At 47.4% G+C, this 13,909-nt stretch carries 14 protein-coding genes; 3 read left to right on the top strand and 11 right to left on the bottom strand.

What is annotated here, in order from left to right:
* Positions 1 to 172: 172 nt before the first annotated feature.
* The 7 genes from C2M36_RS06070 to C2M36_RS06040 all read right to left on the bottom strand — a co-directional run bounded on the left by C2M36_RS06070 (position 173) and on the right by C2M36_RS06040 (position 8,204).
* Entirely contained in the window at positions 173 to 2,074 is a 1,902-nt protein-coding gene (locus tag C2M36_RS06070) for a cation:proton antiporter domain-containing protein (protein ID WP_105254159.1), read from the bottom strand.
* A gap of 105 nt (positions 2,075 to 2,179) precedes the next feature.
* Positions 2,180 to 2,572, bottom strand: a complete 393-nt coding sequence (locus C2M36_RS06065; protein ID WP_105254158.1) for an MAPEG family protein — start codon at positions 2,570 to 2,572, stop codon at positions 2,180 to 2,182.
* Positions 2,573 to 2,698: 126 nt separating this feature from the next.
* The gene (locus C2M36_RS06060; protein ID WP_158678860.1) at positions 2,699 to 3,424 is read right to left on the bottom strand and encodes an SIMPL domain-containing protein; all 726 of its coding nucleotides are present in this window, start codon (positions 3,422 to 3,424) and stop codon (positions 2,699 to 2,701) included.
* A 113-nt stretch (positions 3,425 to 3,537) separates the two neighbouring features.
* Positions 3,538 to 5,094 carry a SulP family inorganic anion transporter gene (locus C2M36_RS06055; protein WP_105254156.1) on the bottom strand — a complete coding sequence of 519 codons (1,557 nt, stop codon included), beginning with the start codon at positions 5,092 to 5,094 and terminating at the stop codon, positions 3,538 to 3,540.
* A 125-nt stretch (positions 5,095 to 5,219) separates the two neighbouring features.
* The gene (locus C2M36_RS06050; RefSeq protein ID WP_105254155.1) at positions 5,220 to 5,678 is read right to left on the bottom strand and encodes an Lrp/AsnC family transcriptional regulator; all 459 of its coding nucleotides are present in this window, start codon (positions 5,676 to 5,678) and stop codon (positions 5,220 to 5,222) included.
* Positions 5,679 to 5,767: 89 nt separating this feature from the next.
* On the bottom strand, positions 5,768 to 6,409 hold the full coding sequence (locus tag C2M36_RS06045) for an MBL fold metallo-hydrolase (RefSeq protein WP_105254260.1): 642 nt from the start codon (positions 6,407 to 6,409) through the stop codon (positions 5,768 to 5,770).
* Positions 6,410 to 6,425: 16 nt separating this feature from the next.
* The gene (locus tag C2M36_RS06040; protein ID WP_105254154.1) at positions 6,426 to 8,204 is read right to left on the bottom strand and encodes a M14 family metallopeptidase; all 1,779 of its coding nucleotides are present in this window, start codon (positions 8,202 to 8,204) and stop codon (positions 6,426 to 6,428) included.
* Between the two features lie 121 nt (positions 8,205 to 8,325).
* Between C2M36_RS06040 and C2M36_RS06035 the strand changes: the two genes are divergently transcribed.
* Positions 8,326 to 9,153 carry an SDR family oxidoreductase gene (locus C2M36_RS06035; RefSeq protein ID WP_105254153.1) on the top strand — a complete coding sequence of 276 codons (828 nt, stop codon included), beginning with the start codon at positions 8,326 to 8,328 and terminating at the stop codon, positions 9,151 to 9,153.
* Positions 9,154 to 9,210: 57 nt separating this feature from the next.
* On the opposite strand, the gene rplT is transcribed toward C2M36_RS06035, so the two are convergent.
* The 4 genes from rplT to thrS all read right to left on the bottom strand — a co-directional run bounded on the left by rplT (position 9,211) and on the right by thrS (position 12,529).
* On the bottom strand, positions 9,211 to 9,570 hold the full coding sequence (gene rplT / locus C2M36_RS06030; protein WP_105189760.1) for a 50S ribosomal protein L20: 360 nt from the start codon (positions 9,568 to 9,570) through the stop codon (positions 9,211 to 9,213).
* A gap of 15 nt (positions 9,571 to 9,585) precedes the next feature.
* Positions 9,586 to 9,786: a 50S ribosomal protein L35 gene (rpmI, locus tag C2M36_RS06025; protein ID WP_022944197.1), complete on the bottom strand. Its 201-nt coding sequence runs from the start codon at positions 9,784 to 9,786 to the stop codon at positions 9,586 to 9,588.
* Between the two features lie 208 nt (positions 9,787 to 9,994).
* Positions 9,995 to 10,555 carry a translation initiation factor IF-3 gene (gene infC / locus C2M36_RS06020; RefSeq protein ID WP_105254259.1) on the bottom strand — a complete coding sequence of 187 codons (561 nt, stop codon included), beginning with the start codon at positions 10,553 to 10,555 and terminating at the stop codon, positions 9,995 to 9,997.
* Positions 10,556 to 10,618: 63 nt separating this feature from the next.
* The gene (gene thrS / locus C2M36_RS06015; protein ID WP_105254152.1) at positions 10,619 to 12,529 is read right to left on the bottom strand and encodes a threonine--tRNA ligase; all 1,911 of its coding nucleotides are present in this window, start codon (positions 12,527 to 12,529) and stop codon (positions 10,619 to 10,621) included.
* Positions 12,530 to 12,779: 250 nt separating this feature from the next.
* On the opposite strand from thrS, the gene C2M36_RS06010 reads away from it, so the two are divergent.
* Together C2M36_RS06010 and C2M36_RS06005 are read left to right on the top strand one after the other, a co-directional pair.
* On the top strand, positions 12,780 to 13,220 hold the full coding sequence (locus C2M36_RS06010) for a DUF3010 family protein (protein ID WP_105254151.1): 441 nt from the start codon (positions 12,780 to 12,782) through the stop codon (positions 13,218 to 13,220).
* A gap of 95 nt (positions 13,221 to 13,315) precedes the next feature.
* On the top strand, positions 13,316 to 13,855 hold the full coding sequence (locus C2M36_RS06005) for a manganese efflux pump MntP (RefSeq protein WP_105254150.1): 540 nt from the start codon (positions 13,316 to 13,318) through the stop codon (positions 13,853 to 13,855).
* The last annotated feature ends 54 nt before the right edge of the window (positions 13,856 to 13,909 follow it).

Genomic DNA, 13,909 nt, shown 5'->3' with positions numbered 1-13,909 from the left:
TTAGAAGGCGAAGGAACCGAGCATGATGCGCAAAATCCATAACCACCTATAATTTATGTTATGTTAAATAGGGTATTTAAATGAATAAAGAGCATTATCCCCTTAATAAGATATGTGTTTGCGTAGCCCTTTTTCCTGCTCTGAATTTACCACGGTATTTTTTTGCCTAATTTCAGTGCCTGTCTCTAGAGTCAGCGTAAGTGTCTTTGTCGGTGGTACTGGATTGTTTCTCGGTATTGATGATGCTTGCAACAGACTCTTTTAATTCCGGCGCGTATTGCTGCATATAGTCTTTCACTAACTTCACGTACTCATCATTATCCTGAAATGGCAAACTGGCATCAAAGGCCTCAGCAGTGACCCGCATCATTTTTTTATCATAGGCATCGAACTTTGAAATGATTTGCTGCGCCTGTTCGCTTTTAATTCCTAACGCTTCATACGCGGCGCGCCCCATGCGCAGTGAGCTGTCATAGGTTTCGCGGATAATGTCACGGCACCCCAATGCCCACAACTGATAAACGTGATGTCGGTCAACCGCCCGAGTTAGCACATGAACATGCGGGTAATTTTGAAGTACATAGTGTGTTAGCGTGGTGATTTGTTCTTTGTCGTCTAACGCGATGACCAATAACTTGGCTTTGTCTATCCCGGCACTGTTAAGTAAATCCGGTCGTGTCGCATCACCATAAAAATAATGCACGCCGACTCGGGCCATGGCTTCTAAATGGTGATAGTTATGGTCAATCACGGTGGCACGAAACCCGCCGATTTTTAATATCCTATCCACTAGACCGCCAACCCGACCTGAGCCGGCAATAATAACATGGCTTTGCTCCGGAAACTGGTCTTCACGGCTTTTCCCTTCCACCACATAACGTGGCGCTATCACATATTGGTAAAGGATAAAAAGCAAAGGCGATATCAGCATGGACAAGGTTACGACTAGCAAGAGTTGGTCCGCCATGGCCGCTGCTATAACCTGATTACTAACGGAAAACGACAGTAAAACAAAGCCAAATTCACCGGCCTGCGCCAATCCCAATGCCAAGAGCCAAAGTGCCGCGCCTTTGATGCCAAGTATTCTGCCCAAGACCAAGAGCACGCCTACCTTGACGGCTATCAAAGCTAACGTGGTTAGTGCAATAACAGTAAACTGCTCTGCCAATAGGCCAAAGTTGATTCCCGCCCCCACGGTAATGAAGAAAACCCCAAGCAACAGCCCTTTAAATGGCTCAATGTTGCTTTCAAGTTCATGCTTATAGGGTGAGTTGGCTAAAACCACACCCGCAATAAAGGTACCGAGCGCCGGTGATAACCCCACTAAGGTCATCATCAGCGCAATGCCAATTACGAGTAATAAAGCGGTTGCGGTAAACAGCTCTCTTAACCTAGCCTGGGCAACAAATTTGAAGATGGGTCCGGTGAGGAACGCGCCCCCTATTACCACGGCTAACACTGCAGCCAACACGACTAACGCGCTTTGCCAGCCATTTAATCCACTTAGTATGTTTAGTTGGGACGTAGCATGTGCACCAGCCATGTCGGCGCCGCTTATATCGGTCATGGCCAGTAAGGGTAAAACCGCTAAAATAGGGATAACGGCGATATCCTGGGTGAGTAATACCGAAAACGTCGCCTTCCCACCTTCGGTATCAAGCTCTGAGCGCTCGGCCAAGCTCTGTAATACTATGGCTGTGGATGACAAGGTTAAGATAAGTCCGATACTAAGGCCTAGTTGCCATGAATACCCCAAAAACATGGCCGCGCCCATTATAGCCAAGGCCGTGAGTATCACCTGCCCACCCCCAAGACCGATTAACTGAGCGCGCATTGACCAGAGTTTTTTTGGCTCCAGTTCTAAACCGACCAGAAATAGCATCATTACTACGCCAAATTCGGCGACATGCTGAATGGATATCAGATCAATATTGAGTAGCGCCAATAAGGGCGCAATGATAATTCCGGCTATCAGATAGCCAAGAACGGAGCCCAAACCAAAGCGCGTGGCAATGGGAACGGCCACTATGGAGGAGATGAGAAAAATACAGGCAACAATAAGAATGTCTGTCATCAATTTGCCCTTGAGCTAGTAATTTTGAATCACGCTTAAGGGCAATTTTAGACGACTATTTATACTAAGGCATTGATTTTGCCAAGAAGATAACGAAGGTTCAGATTAAAGATAAATACCCAAGGTGGCGTCGAGCAATAAAGACACCGAGGTAATTAATATCACCGCGAAGGTCAGCATCATGCTCACTACCCTCACCTTGATATTTTCATCTAACTGGGAAATATTACTGGCATGAATTAATCGTGCTAATACTAAGGTCACCCCAAGAGCATGGCAGTAGTGACTTGCGAGTCCTTGATACTCATTAAAAAACAGCAGTAGCAAGGCCAGCGGCACATACTCGATAAAGTTACCATGAGCGCGTACGGCACGTTGCAGAGCTTCGCTGTCGCCGGTGCCGATAGAACGTTGGCTACGACGGCGCTCTTTGACCACGTAAAGACTAAGTTGCAAATAGACCAGCGCTAAAATGGCGGCGTAGATGGAAACAATCACGTCTGCTCTCCTGAGTACATTATCAGGCTAGAAGGTACAGGTAATTGATTTAAAAGAAAAGCGCCGAAGGAAAACTCTTTGCGGTTTTGCCTTCGGCGAGGTTACGCACGGCGTTTATTTTCTAGGTTAATTATCCAGTAAAAATACCGCATTGACCGAGGCGGTGACTTTGATCTCGCCAACATTGTACGCTTGCTCGACACCGGGCGCGGCATCCGCACTGACCATCATTTTCATTTCCGCACGCGGATATGGAATCGGTCTGTCATGGCTCATTACGTTAATGCTGTAAACTTTGCCCACCTTAGTATCAAAGCCCTCTGCATAGGTTTTTGCTTTTTGCTTGGCATCACTAAAGGCTTGCTGTTGCGCTTGGTTATACAGTTCGTCGTAATTACTCAGACCAAAATGGGATTGCCCTACCTGATTGGCTCCTTGCTGTACCAACAACTGCAAAACCGATGCATAGTTATCGATTTGGCGCAGAATAACACTTACATTACGGCTTACTTCATAGCCGTCAAACTCATTGGATTGCGTGTCACGGTTATAACGGGTTTTACTGTGGATGCTGAGTTGGCTGGCATGAATATCCTTGCTTTCAATGCCCTGCTCTTTTAACGCAATAATCATGTTCGCCAGTTTACTGTCTGCGGCGCGTTTAGCTTCAAGCACATCCATACTTTGTTCGTTAACGCTGAGATTTATGGTCACCTTATCCGGGGTGGCCCACACCTCACCAATGCCGCGTACCTGTAAATGGGGCTCATCGGGTATGGATTGCGCTTGCACGCCAAAGGCTACGCCCATCGCCAAGGTGGAAGTCAGTAACACCGAAATTAGTCGTTTCATAGTCGTACCCATTATTGAAGAATTGCTTTAAGTCTATGTATAGGCTGGTTAATTGCAACTGAATAAAAAAGGCCAGCGGAGTGCTGGCCTTATGATTAGGTTAGAAATGCGTTTTAACCTAGCTCGTCCGAGGCAACGCGATATTTGGGGTCTTCAATTACGTTGATTTCCACAAGATCACGGGCTTTGTGTAAGAGCTCTTTACAGTCGGCGCTGACATGGCGCAGGTGCAAGGTTTTACCGGCCTTAGTGTATTTATCCGCCAAGGTATCGATGGCTTCGATGGCACTGTGGTCGGCCACACGGCTGTGTTTAAACTCAATGATCACGTCTTTTGGATCGTCCTTAATATCGAACAATTCTAAGAAATTTTTCACCGAACCAAAGAACAAGGGGCCATGTAATTCGTACACTTTAGAGCCTTCTTCATCGACATAACTTTCCGTGTAGATGTGTTTGGCATGTTGCCATGCAAAGACCAGGGCCGAGACAATAATGCCCACGCATACGGCAATGGCCAGATCGGTGGCTACGGTTACCGCACTCACTAAGAAGATAACGAAGGCATCGGATTTGGGTACCTTGCGCATAATACGGAAGCTTGACCATTCGAAGGTGCCGATAACCACCATAAACATAACGCCAACCAGCGCGGCAAGCGGGATCATTTCAATGTAGCTGGCGGCAAATAGAATAAAGACCAGGAGCAACAATGCCGCGGTAATACCCGATAAACGGCTACGACCACCGGAATTAATATTGATCATCGATTGACCTATCATGGCGCAACCACCCATGGCACCGAAGAAACCGCAGGTTACGTTTGCCGCGCCCTGACCCACACACTCTTTATTACTATGGCCGCGGGTATCGGTAATTTCGTCGATCAGAGTTAAGGTCAGAAGCGACTCGATCAAACCAATGGCCGCCAAAATCACAGCGTAAGGCAGAATGATCTTCAGGGTTTCAAGGTTAAATGGTACTTGCGGGATATGGAACTCGGGGAAGCCACCGGCTATGGTTGCGGCGCTATCGCCGGTCATATCTTTAACAAAGTCGATAACGGTGCGTGCTTCCAGATCTAAGCCCAGCACTAAACCTGTGACCACCACGATAGCAGCAAGGCTTGATGGAATGGCCGTTGTTAGTTTCGGTAAGAAATGAATGATGGCCATGGTTAAAGCCACTAGGCCTAACATGGTATACATGAGTTCGCCCTGCATCCACTGCATTTGCCCATCGTCACCCAGGACCTTAAATTGTCCTAGCTGAGCGAGGAAAATTACAATGGCCAAGCCATTCACAAAGCCCAGCATGACCGGATGGGGCACCATGCGAATAAATTTGCCGAGCTTAAATACGCCCGCCAGGATCTGTAAGAGACCCATCAGCAGCACAGTCGCAAACAGATATTCGACACCATGGGTAATAACTAACGAGGTCATCACCACGGCCAAAGCGCCGGTTGCACCGGAGATCATGCCAGGGCGGCCACCAATTAGAGAGGTGATCAAACCGACGATAAAGGCGGCGTATAAGCCAACAAGAGGGTCTACCTGAGCTACAAAGGCAAAGGCCACGGCTTCGGGTACCAATGCCAAGGCAACGGTTAATCCCGATAGGATATCGTTTTTAGCAGAGCTAGGAGCTTTGCTGAGTAAGTTAAACATTCATTCCTCGTTTGCGGTGCGATTAGAAACAAGCTGCGAAAGGGGTGCAGATTCTAGCAAAACAAAGAGAAATTAACAATTCAGCAAAGAGTTAGGCGACCGTAACGATCGCCTAAGAAGTAAGCTTACAGAGGTAAAGAAGTGGAGCGTTTTACGCAGGTCATGGTGACGTTGGAGTGTACCTCTTGTACATAAGGCAGACTGAGTAAATTGTCGCGCACAAACAATTCATACCCCTCTATGCCTTTAGAGATAATACGCAGCATAAAGTCCATGGTTCCGGCCATGGTATAACACTCGGTGACCTCGTCATAGCTCATGATGAGCTCTTCAAACTGTGCCAATTGATCGCGGCCGTGGTTAGATAAACGCACGTGAGCATACACCAGCATATCAAAGCCGAGCTTTTTCTCATCGAGTAAAGCCACCTTCCCCTTGATGTACCCTTCTTGCTCTAAACGGGCAATACGGCGCCAACAAGGCGATTGCGACAAGCCGACTTGATCGGCAATTTCTGCAGTAGAGAGACTTGCATCTTGCTGCAATAGCGCCAGTATCTGGCGATCAACTTGATTTAATGACATTGATTTTTCTTATTCTTTCTTTAATTAGGTAAAATTATACACAATCCTGCGGGGATCGTCTTTTTTTTTAGGGCCGAAACCGATTCAAGTTAGCCAAAACGTCCACTGATAAAAGGGTTAGTGGCGCGTTCCTGGCCCACCGTGGTGTTTTCACCATGACCACTTAAGATGACAAAATCATCCGGCAAAGACAATACCTGACTCTTGATAGATGCAATCAATGTGGGTGCATCCCCCTTTGGAAAGTCGGTGCGCCCAATTGACCCTTTAAAAATCACATCCCCTACCAGTACCTGCTTTTGTGCGTGCTCCACAAAAATGACATGGCCTGGGGTATGTCCGGGGCAATGACGTACCTCAAAACTGAGGTTACCTAAACTTAAGGTATCACCATGGCTCAACCATTGTGTCGGTAGAAAAGCAGGACGAGGCGAAAACCCAAACATCTGTGCCTGCTGTGGCAGCGCATCAAACCAAAACTGCTCGTCTTTATGGGGGCCGATAATCTCTACGCTGTAAGCTTTAGCCAACTCATCGGCGGCCCCCACATGATCCAGATGACCATGGGTGAGCCAAATGGCCTCAGGCTTAAGTCCATGCTCATTCAAGATGGCTACGATTTTTTGCGCATCGCCGCCCGGGTCCACGATAGCCGCTTTCTTGGTGCTCTCACACACCAGAATACGGCAATTTTGCTGAAACGGTGTCACCGGCACCGTTAGTATTTTAATTGTCATAGCTCGTTATCTATTCGTTTTCGTACTGCATTAAAACGGGGTAATTCAAATATTGCTGATCATAATACGGGCTTTGCTGGTAAAGCCAAGCGCGACGTGCTTCGGCATCCTGAGCAAAACTAGGATCTTTTAGCTTTTGTTCAAACTTGACTCTGATTTCCTCATCGCTAGCTAACAGCTGCGCTGCGTAGGGAGCCAAGGCATAATTCTCAACATACTCGGTACGCTGAAAAAGGGTATGGAAAAAGCCCCACTGCAATAAGGAATCCGGAGCATCCGGGTGCAGTATATGGGTGGCCAACAGGCCGAGCTTCTGATCTGTGTCGACTTTTACCCAATTGTTATCAAGCCTGACGTTAACCTGGGTGTATTCAAGCTCGGGGGTTACGCGAAAGCGCCCTTCAAATGGCGCCTTGGCAAACTCGTAGCTAGTTATCTGCGCTTGGCGTAATGCGAGTGTGAGAGGCTCGCTCACGGCTTCTAATTTAACCCCTTGAAGGCTCAGCACCGTCAAGGTTTCGGCGTATTGACGAGGAATATAAAAGGCCTTGGGAATTGCCACCTTGGTTTTCACCTCTTTTTGCCAGTAAATAGGCAAACTTTCATACTCCTGAGCTTCCCCTAGGTAGCGTACCTCGCGGGAACCGGTAACCGCACTGGTATAATGCTCGTAGGCGATCCCCTTAAAGGATATAGAGTCTGGCTCACTGGCATAGTCTCGTGCAACGACCAGCTCTTTGTAACTGGTGTTAATCGAGTCCGCAACCGCCTTATCAATTTGCTCACCGTGTCTTGCTAAGGCTTCAATTGCCCCGTCCAACAGCACATAGGTGCCAAGCACGCGCTGTTTGTAGGGCTTTAAGGAATGGTTCTCAACCAAAATGGTGGGCAGATGACGCAACTCCCCCCAGCCATTCGAATACCTGGGCCCGGCAACCCAACCGGCCAGGCCTTTTGAAAATTCCATTTTATCCATCACAAACACCAAAGGCCCTGGTATATGCCCCTGCTTTTGCAGCTTGGCATCGATAACCGGAGCGACCCACTTGTCCAGAGCCTGCGTCACCTTGGGCGTGCTGCTGGCAAAGCTGGGGTTATAACCATAGGTAATATCGTACTGATAATCGGCGCCATCGGTGACATGAACGTCAATATAGAGGTCCGGCTGATAAGTATTAACAACATGAGCGATGGCGCGAATACCCGGAGTGTCCAGCTTGGTGTAGTCACGGTTTAAATTAAGATTTTGGCCGTTGGTGCGAAAGCCCATGATGTTCGGGCCACGTTGGTTTATGCGATTAAAGGCACTACGGCGTTCATGACCATCGACATTGAGAATAGGAATAAACAGCAGATTGACACTTTTTAGTATGTCCGGGCGATGACCCTTGGCGATATCGCGAAGCAGCATAAAACCTGCGTCTTTGCCGTCGATTTCACCGCTGTGTATACCCGCTTGAATAAGCAAGGTGGGTTTGTTATCCGCAACAAGCTGCTCGGCGGAGCTCAATCCATGCTCGGTGGCAATCAGCATGCGAATATCTCGCCCGGCATCGCTTTTGCCTATAGTCACCGTATGGAACTGTGCGCTATTTGCCTTCACCAGCTGTGCCAAATACGCCATGGTGTTTTCATAATTTGGTGAGTCAACACCACCGGAGCGCTCAAAGTCGGTCTGTAAGGGACCGTCACTTTGCATCAGCACTTCGCTGTCTCCGTGCCAAGAAATTAAAGGTGGTAGGTGCGCATCTTGGCTTAGGGCAGCGCTAAGTAATAAAGACGTTAGCATAATAAGCTCTTGTTATTCTTATAAGTGGGTTTGAGTATAACAAGGATAAACAAACACTGGCGAGGGCTGCGATGAAATGGTAGTTTGCTCGCAAAGGATGTATACAGCATAAAATCAAACCATGAAAACCATACTTATCACCGGCTGCTCCAGCGGCATAGGATATTACTGCGCGCAACAATTACTAAAGCGTGGCTATAAGGTCATAGCCAGCTGTCGTGCCTTAGAGGACGTTCGTAAACTCAACGCCGAGGGCATTACCTGTGTTCAGCTTGATTACAGCGATCCGCAATCCATAGAAAGCGGCTTTAACGAGGCACTTGCCCAAAGTGGCGGTAAACTCGATGCACTCTTTAATAATGGCGCCTATGGTCAACCCGGAGCCGTAGAAGACTTACCCGTAGAGGCGCTACGCAAGCAATTTGAAACCAATGTGTTTGGCTGGCACCACCTCACCCAGTTGGCCTGTAAAATAATGCGCCAACAAGGCCATGGCCGCATTATTCAAAACTCGTCGGTGTTGGGCTTGGTGACCTTACCCTATCGCGGCGCCTACAACGCCAGTAAGTTTGCCTTGGAAGGTCTAACAGACACCCTGAGATTGGAGCTTAAAGGCAGCGGCGTGCAGGTGTCGCTGATTGAGCCCGGACCCATTACCTCGAAATTTCGCGATAATGCCCTACAGGCTTTTTTAACCTCGGGGATAAATATTGAAACGAGCGCACACCGGGAAAACTACTTGGCGCAACAACGCCGGTTGGAATCGGCCACTGGGCCGCAACCCTTTACTTTGGGCCCGGAGGCTGTTTATAAGCGCTTGGTCCATGCCTTGGAGTCGCAACGACCACAGGCAAGGTATTATGTCACTACCCCAACCTATTTATTCGGCTTTTTGAGAAGAATTTTGCCTATTAGCTGGATGGACTGGGTCTTAACCAAATCCCGTTAACGGGAATTTCAGGCAATAAAAAAGGAGCCAATCGGCTCCTTTCTCTGCTAGCACAAATTAAGCTTCTAGGCCTTCTTTAGCCTTAGCAACTAGTGCTGCGAATGCAGTTTGGTCATAAACAGCGATGTCTGCAAGGATCTTACGGTCGATCTCTACAGAAGTCTTCTTAAGACCGTTGATGAAACGGCTGTAAGACAAACCATTTTGACGAGCTGCAGCGTTGATACGAGCAATCCATAGTTGACGGAAAGTACGTTTCTTCGCACGACGGTCACGGTAAGCGTATTGACCCGCTTTAGTAACCGCTTGGAAAGCTACGCGGTAAACACGTGAACGTGCACCGTAGTAACCTTTAGCTTGCTTTAAAACTTTCTTGTGACGTGCGCGCGCGATAGTACCGCGTTTTACTCTTGCCATTATTCTATACCCCTATTAAGCGAATGGTAACATACGAGAAACTAAGCCGTGGTCGTTCTTGTGAACCATTAGCTTAGGACGTAGGTGAAGCTTACGCTTAGAGGTTTTCTTGGTCAGAATGTGACGAAGGTGCGCTTGTTTACGCTTAAAACCGCCAGAAGCAGTTTTCTTGAAGCGCTTAGCGGCGCCACGGTGTGTTTTTAGCTTATAAGCCATTGCAATAACTCCAATTGATATTGCTTAAATTTAGCAAGCAGGCGTCCAGCTTACGCTGACACTTTAGTGGCCTAACTTACTCCCAAAACCGGTGAAGGGACTTAAAAAGTCCCTTACTTTCAACCGGATAGATACAGGTGCTAAATAAATTACCGAAGCAATTCAAGTAGCTTGTAAACCTGCACTAAATCTTAAGGCGCGCAGTATACTATTTTTTAGCCACCGGCGCTAGCATCATAATCATTTGACGACCTTCGACTTTCTTAGGGAAAGACTCGCAGGTTGCCAAATCTTCTAAATCCGTCTTGATGCGGTTTAGAAGCTCGATGCCGATCTCTTGGTGGGCCATTTCACGGCCACGGAAGCGGATAGTTACTTTCGCTTTATCGCCAGCTTCTAAGAACTTGCGAAGGTTACGAAGCTTAACCTGGTAGTCACCAATGTCAGTACCCGGACGGAATTTAACTTCCTTAATCTGGATTTGCTTTTGCTTCTTCTTCTGTTCTTTTTGTGCCTTGCTTTTCTCGAAAATGAACTTACCGTAGTCCATAACCTTACAAACAGGTGGCTCAGCATTAGGGCTGATCTCAACGAGATCGACACCAGCTTCTTCCGCCAATGACAACGCTTCACTTAAAGACACAATGCCTGCTTGCTCACCGTCAAAGCCAATTAGTCGAACTTCTTTTGCCGTGATGTCTTCGTTAATACGATTTTTTTGAGTCGTTTGTTGACCCTTTTTTCCGCCTCTAATGGTACGTTCCTCCAAGAATATTAAAAACAAAAAAGGGTGTTACCGTCAGTATTTGGCACACCCTTTTTCCATCACAGACTAGCGTCTATTCTTAATTTCATCTGCGATTTTTGTAATAAAGTCATCGACTTTAAACTTGCCCAGGTCTTCACCTGTACGTGTCCTCACTGCGACTTCTTGTTGTTCAACTTCTTTGTCGCCAACAACTAATAAGTAAGGTATACGTTTTAAAGTATGTTCGCGAATTTTAAAGCCAATTTTCTCATTTCTCAAGTCGGCTGCGGCACGAATGCCCAGTTTATTTAATTTTTGTACAACTTCTTGCACATAATCCGCCTGCTTATCGGTGATATTCATCAATACCACCTGCTTTGGCGCCAACCAGGTTGGGAATAAGCCGGCATATTCTTCGGTCAAAATACCGATAAAGCGCTCGATTGAACCGAGAATCGCACGGTGGATCATTACCGGCGTGCGACGGTCGTTATTTTCAGCAACATAAGTTGCTCCTAAACGGCCCGGCAACATAAAGTCTAGCTGCACAGTACCACACTGCCATGCACGTTCCAAACAATCATAAAGCGTAAACTCAATTTTTGGTCCGTAGAAGGCGCCCTCACCCGGCAGATATTCAAATTCAATATTCTTATCTGTTAGTGCTTGGGCAAGCGCTTGCTCGGCTCTACCCCAAAGCGCATCCTCACCGATACGTTGCTCTGGACGAGTTGATAATTTAACCACGATTTTTTCAAAACCGAATGTGGAGTATGTGTCATACACCATGTCGATACAGGCTGCTACTTCGTCGAGGATCTGCTCTTCGGTACAGAAGATATGGGCATCATCCTGGGTAAAGCCGCGCACACGCATCAAACCGTGCAGGGCACCCGATGGCTCATTACGGTGACAACAACCAAACTCGGCCATACGCAGTGGCAGGTCGCGGTACGATTTCAAACCTTGGTTAAAAATTTGTACGTGTCCCGGACAGTTCATCGGTTTAATGGCGTATTCGCGCTTTTCCGACTCGGTGGTAAACATAGCATCGCCATATTTGTCCCAGTGGCCCGACTTTTCCCACAGTACACGGTCCATCATCAATGGGCCTTTTACTTCTTCGTAATCGTACTCGCGTAATTTTTCACGAACGAAGTCCTCTAGTTCGCGGTAAATGCTCCAGCCATCGTTATGCCAAAACACCATGCCAGGCGCTTCTTCTTGCCAGTGCCATAAATCAAGGGCTTTACCTATCTTACGGTGATCACGCTTTTCCGCTTCTTCAAGGCGCTGCAAGTAACCTTTAAGTTGCTTTTTATCGCCCCAGGCGGTGCCGTAGATACGCTGTAGCATCTTGTTGTCTGAGTCGCCACGCCAGTATGCGCCGGCCACCTTCATTAGTTTGAAGTGCTGACAGAACGACATGTTTGGTACGTGTGGACCGCGACACATGTCGACATACTCTTCGTGATGGTATAGGCCCGGACGGTCATCTTTAGAGATATTCTCGTCAAGGATTTCCATCTTGTAGGTTTCGCCACGCGCTGCAAAAGCATCGCGCGCTTCTTGCCAGCTGACGACCTTCTTCACAACGTCGTATTTTGTTTTGGCAAGCTCATGCATGCGCTTTTCTAGCGCTTCAAGATCTTCTTGGGTCAGCGAGTGCTCCATATCAACATCGTAATAGAAACCGTTGTCGATTGTCGGACCAATGGCCATTTTGGCGTCCGGGTAAAGCTGCTTAATGGCGTGGCCAATAAGGTGAGCACACGAGTGGCGAATAATTTCTAAACCATCTTCGTCTTTGGCGGTGATAATTTCTAAACGCGCATCTTCGGTGATTAGGTCACAGGCATCAACGCGCTCGCCGTTTACACGACCGGCGATGGTGGCTTTAGCAAGGCCAGGACCGATATCAAGGGCCACATCCAAAGTTGAGACTGGGTTATCAAAAATACGCTGACTACCGTCAGGAAGAGTAATTACAGGCATGTTTAATCCTTTTACAGTGGTGACACCTACGCCGCGCCACATGTAGTAAGTTATATTTAATCGATTTAATTCATAATCAACGCTTATACCAACAAGCATTGCGATGATGTTGTTGCGCCCGAGTATGAGCGCAAGCGGCTATTCTCGCGTGCCCTGCATACAAATTCAAGGCTAAGGGAATAATTTTATTCCATTGTTTTTACACCATCTCTGATATACTAGATGCCATTGAATACAAAGGCGATATAACATGAATACCTGTGGTGTAGAAATAAAAGGCAGCGAAGTGCTGCTGTGCTTATTATCAAAAGACAATGACGTTTTCGACATTCGCGACGTACGACAAACACGTTTTGTACTCAGTGACGCCGACGACACGGAACAAGTACAAAAGTTTTACCGCGATTTTAAAAAGCTGATGGAAGACTATGGCGTTGATTCAATTGCCATTAAAGGTCGCCCACAAAAGGGCAAGTTCGCCGGTGGTGCCGTTGGTTTTAAAATGGAAACAGCGCTGCAACTTATTCCCGACCTAGATGTGTGTGTACTTAATGCCACCACCATGAAAGAGCAATTGAAGCGCAACCCTGTTCCTATCGATTTTGAAGAAACTGGCTTGAAGAAATTCCAAGAACAAGCATTTATCACGGCTTATGTGTATATAATGCAGCGCACCTACGCCAAGGAATAAGCGCCAAAAATTACATGCTACTGGGTCGCTTTTTCAAGCGGCCTTTTTTATGTGTAGTCACTTATTCTAAGACCTAACAAATAACGAGTTTTCAGATGATTGAAGTTTTTATATTGGCCGTGGCCCTAAGCATGGACGCCTTTGCAGTGTCCATCGGGCTTGGCTCAAAACACACCAGCTTAACCCGCTCGTTGGCACTTAAAGCCGGCGTTTATTTTGGTTTATTTCAGGGCTTGATGCCGTTAATTGGTTACCTCGGTGGTAAAGGCGTGTTGGGTTGGGTGGATGCCTATGCTCACTGGATAGCCTTCGGTCTGTTGCTCCTTATCGGTGCGAAAATGATTTATGAAGCCCTTAGTGAAGGCATTGAAGAGGACATTGCCCAAATCACCCACAAGGTACTATTGATTCTTGCCATTGCCACCAGTATCGATGCCATGGCTGCGGGCTTTACCTTAACCCTACTCGATGTGCACCCCATGCTGGCCTGTGCAATTATTGGTGTCGTCACCTTGATATTCAGTTTTGCCGGTGTCTTCGTTGGCGCGCGCAGCGGCACCTGGTTAGAAAGTAAAGCAGAATTACTCGGCGGTGTGGTGTTGATCTTGATCGGCTTTAAAATACTGCTCTTCTAATACTCGAACTTACACGGCCCAGGCACAACTGTACTGGGCCCAGCTTCCCGCCGT

The organism is Pseudoalteromonas sp. T1lg75, assembly GCF_002964705.1.
Lineage (GTDB): Bacteria > Pseudomonadota > Gammaproteobacteria > Enterobacterales > Alteromonadaceae > Pseudoalteromonas.
This window is presented reverse-complemented; position numbering and strand designations above follow the sequence as displayed.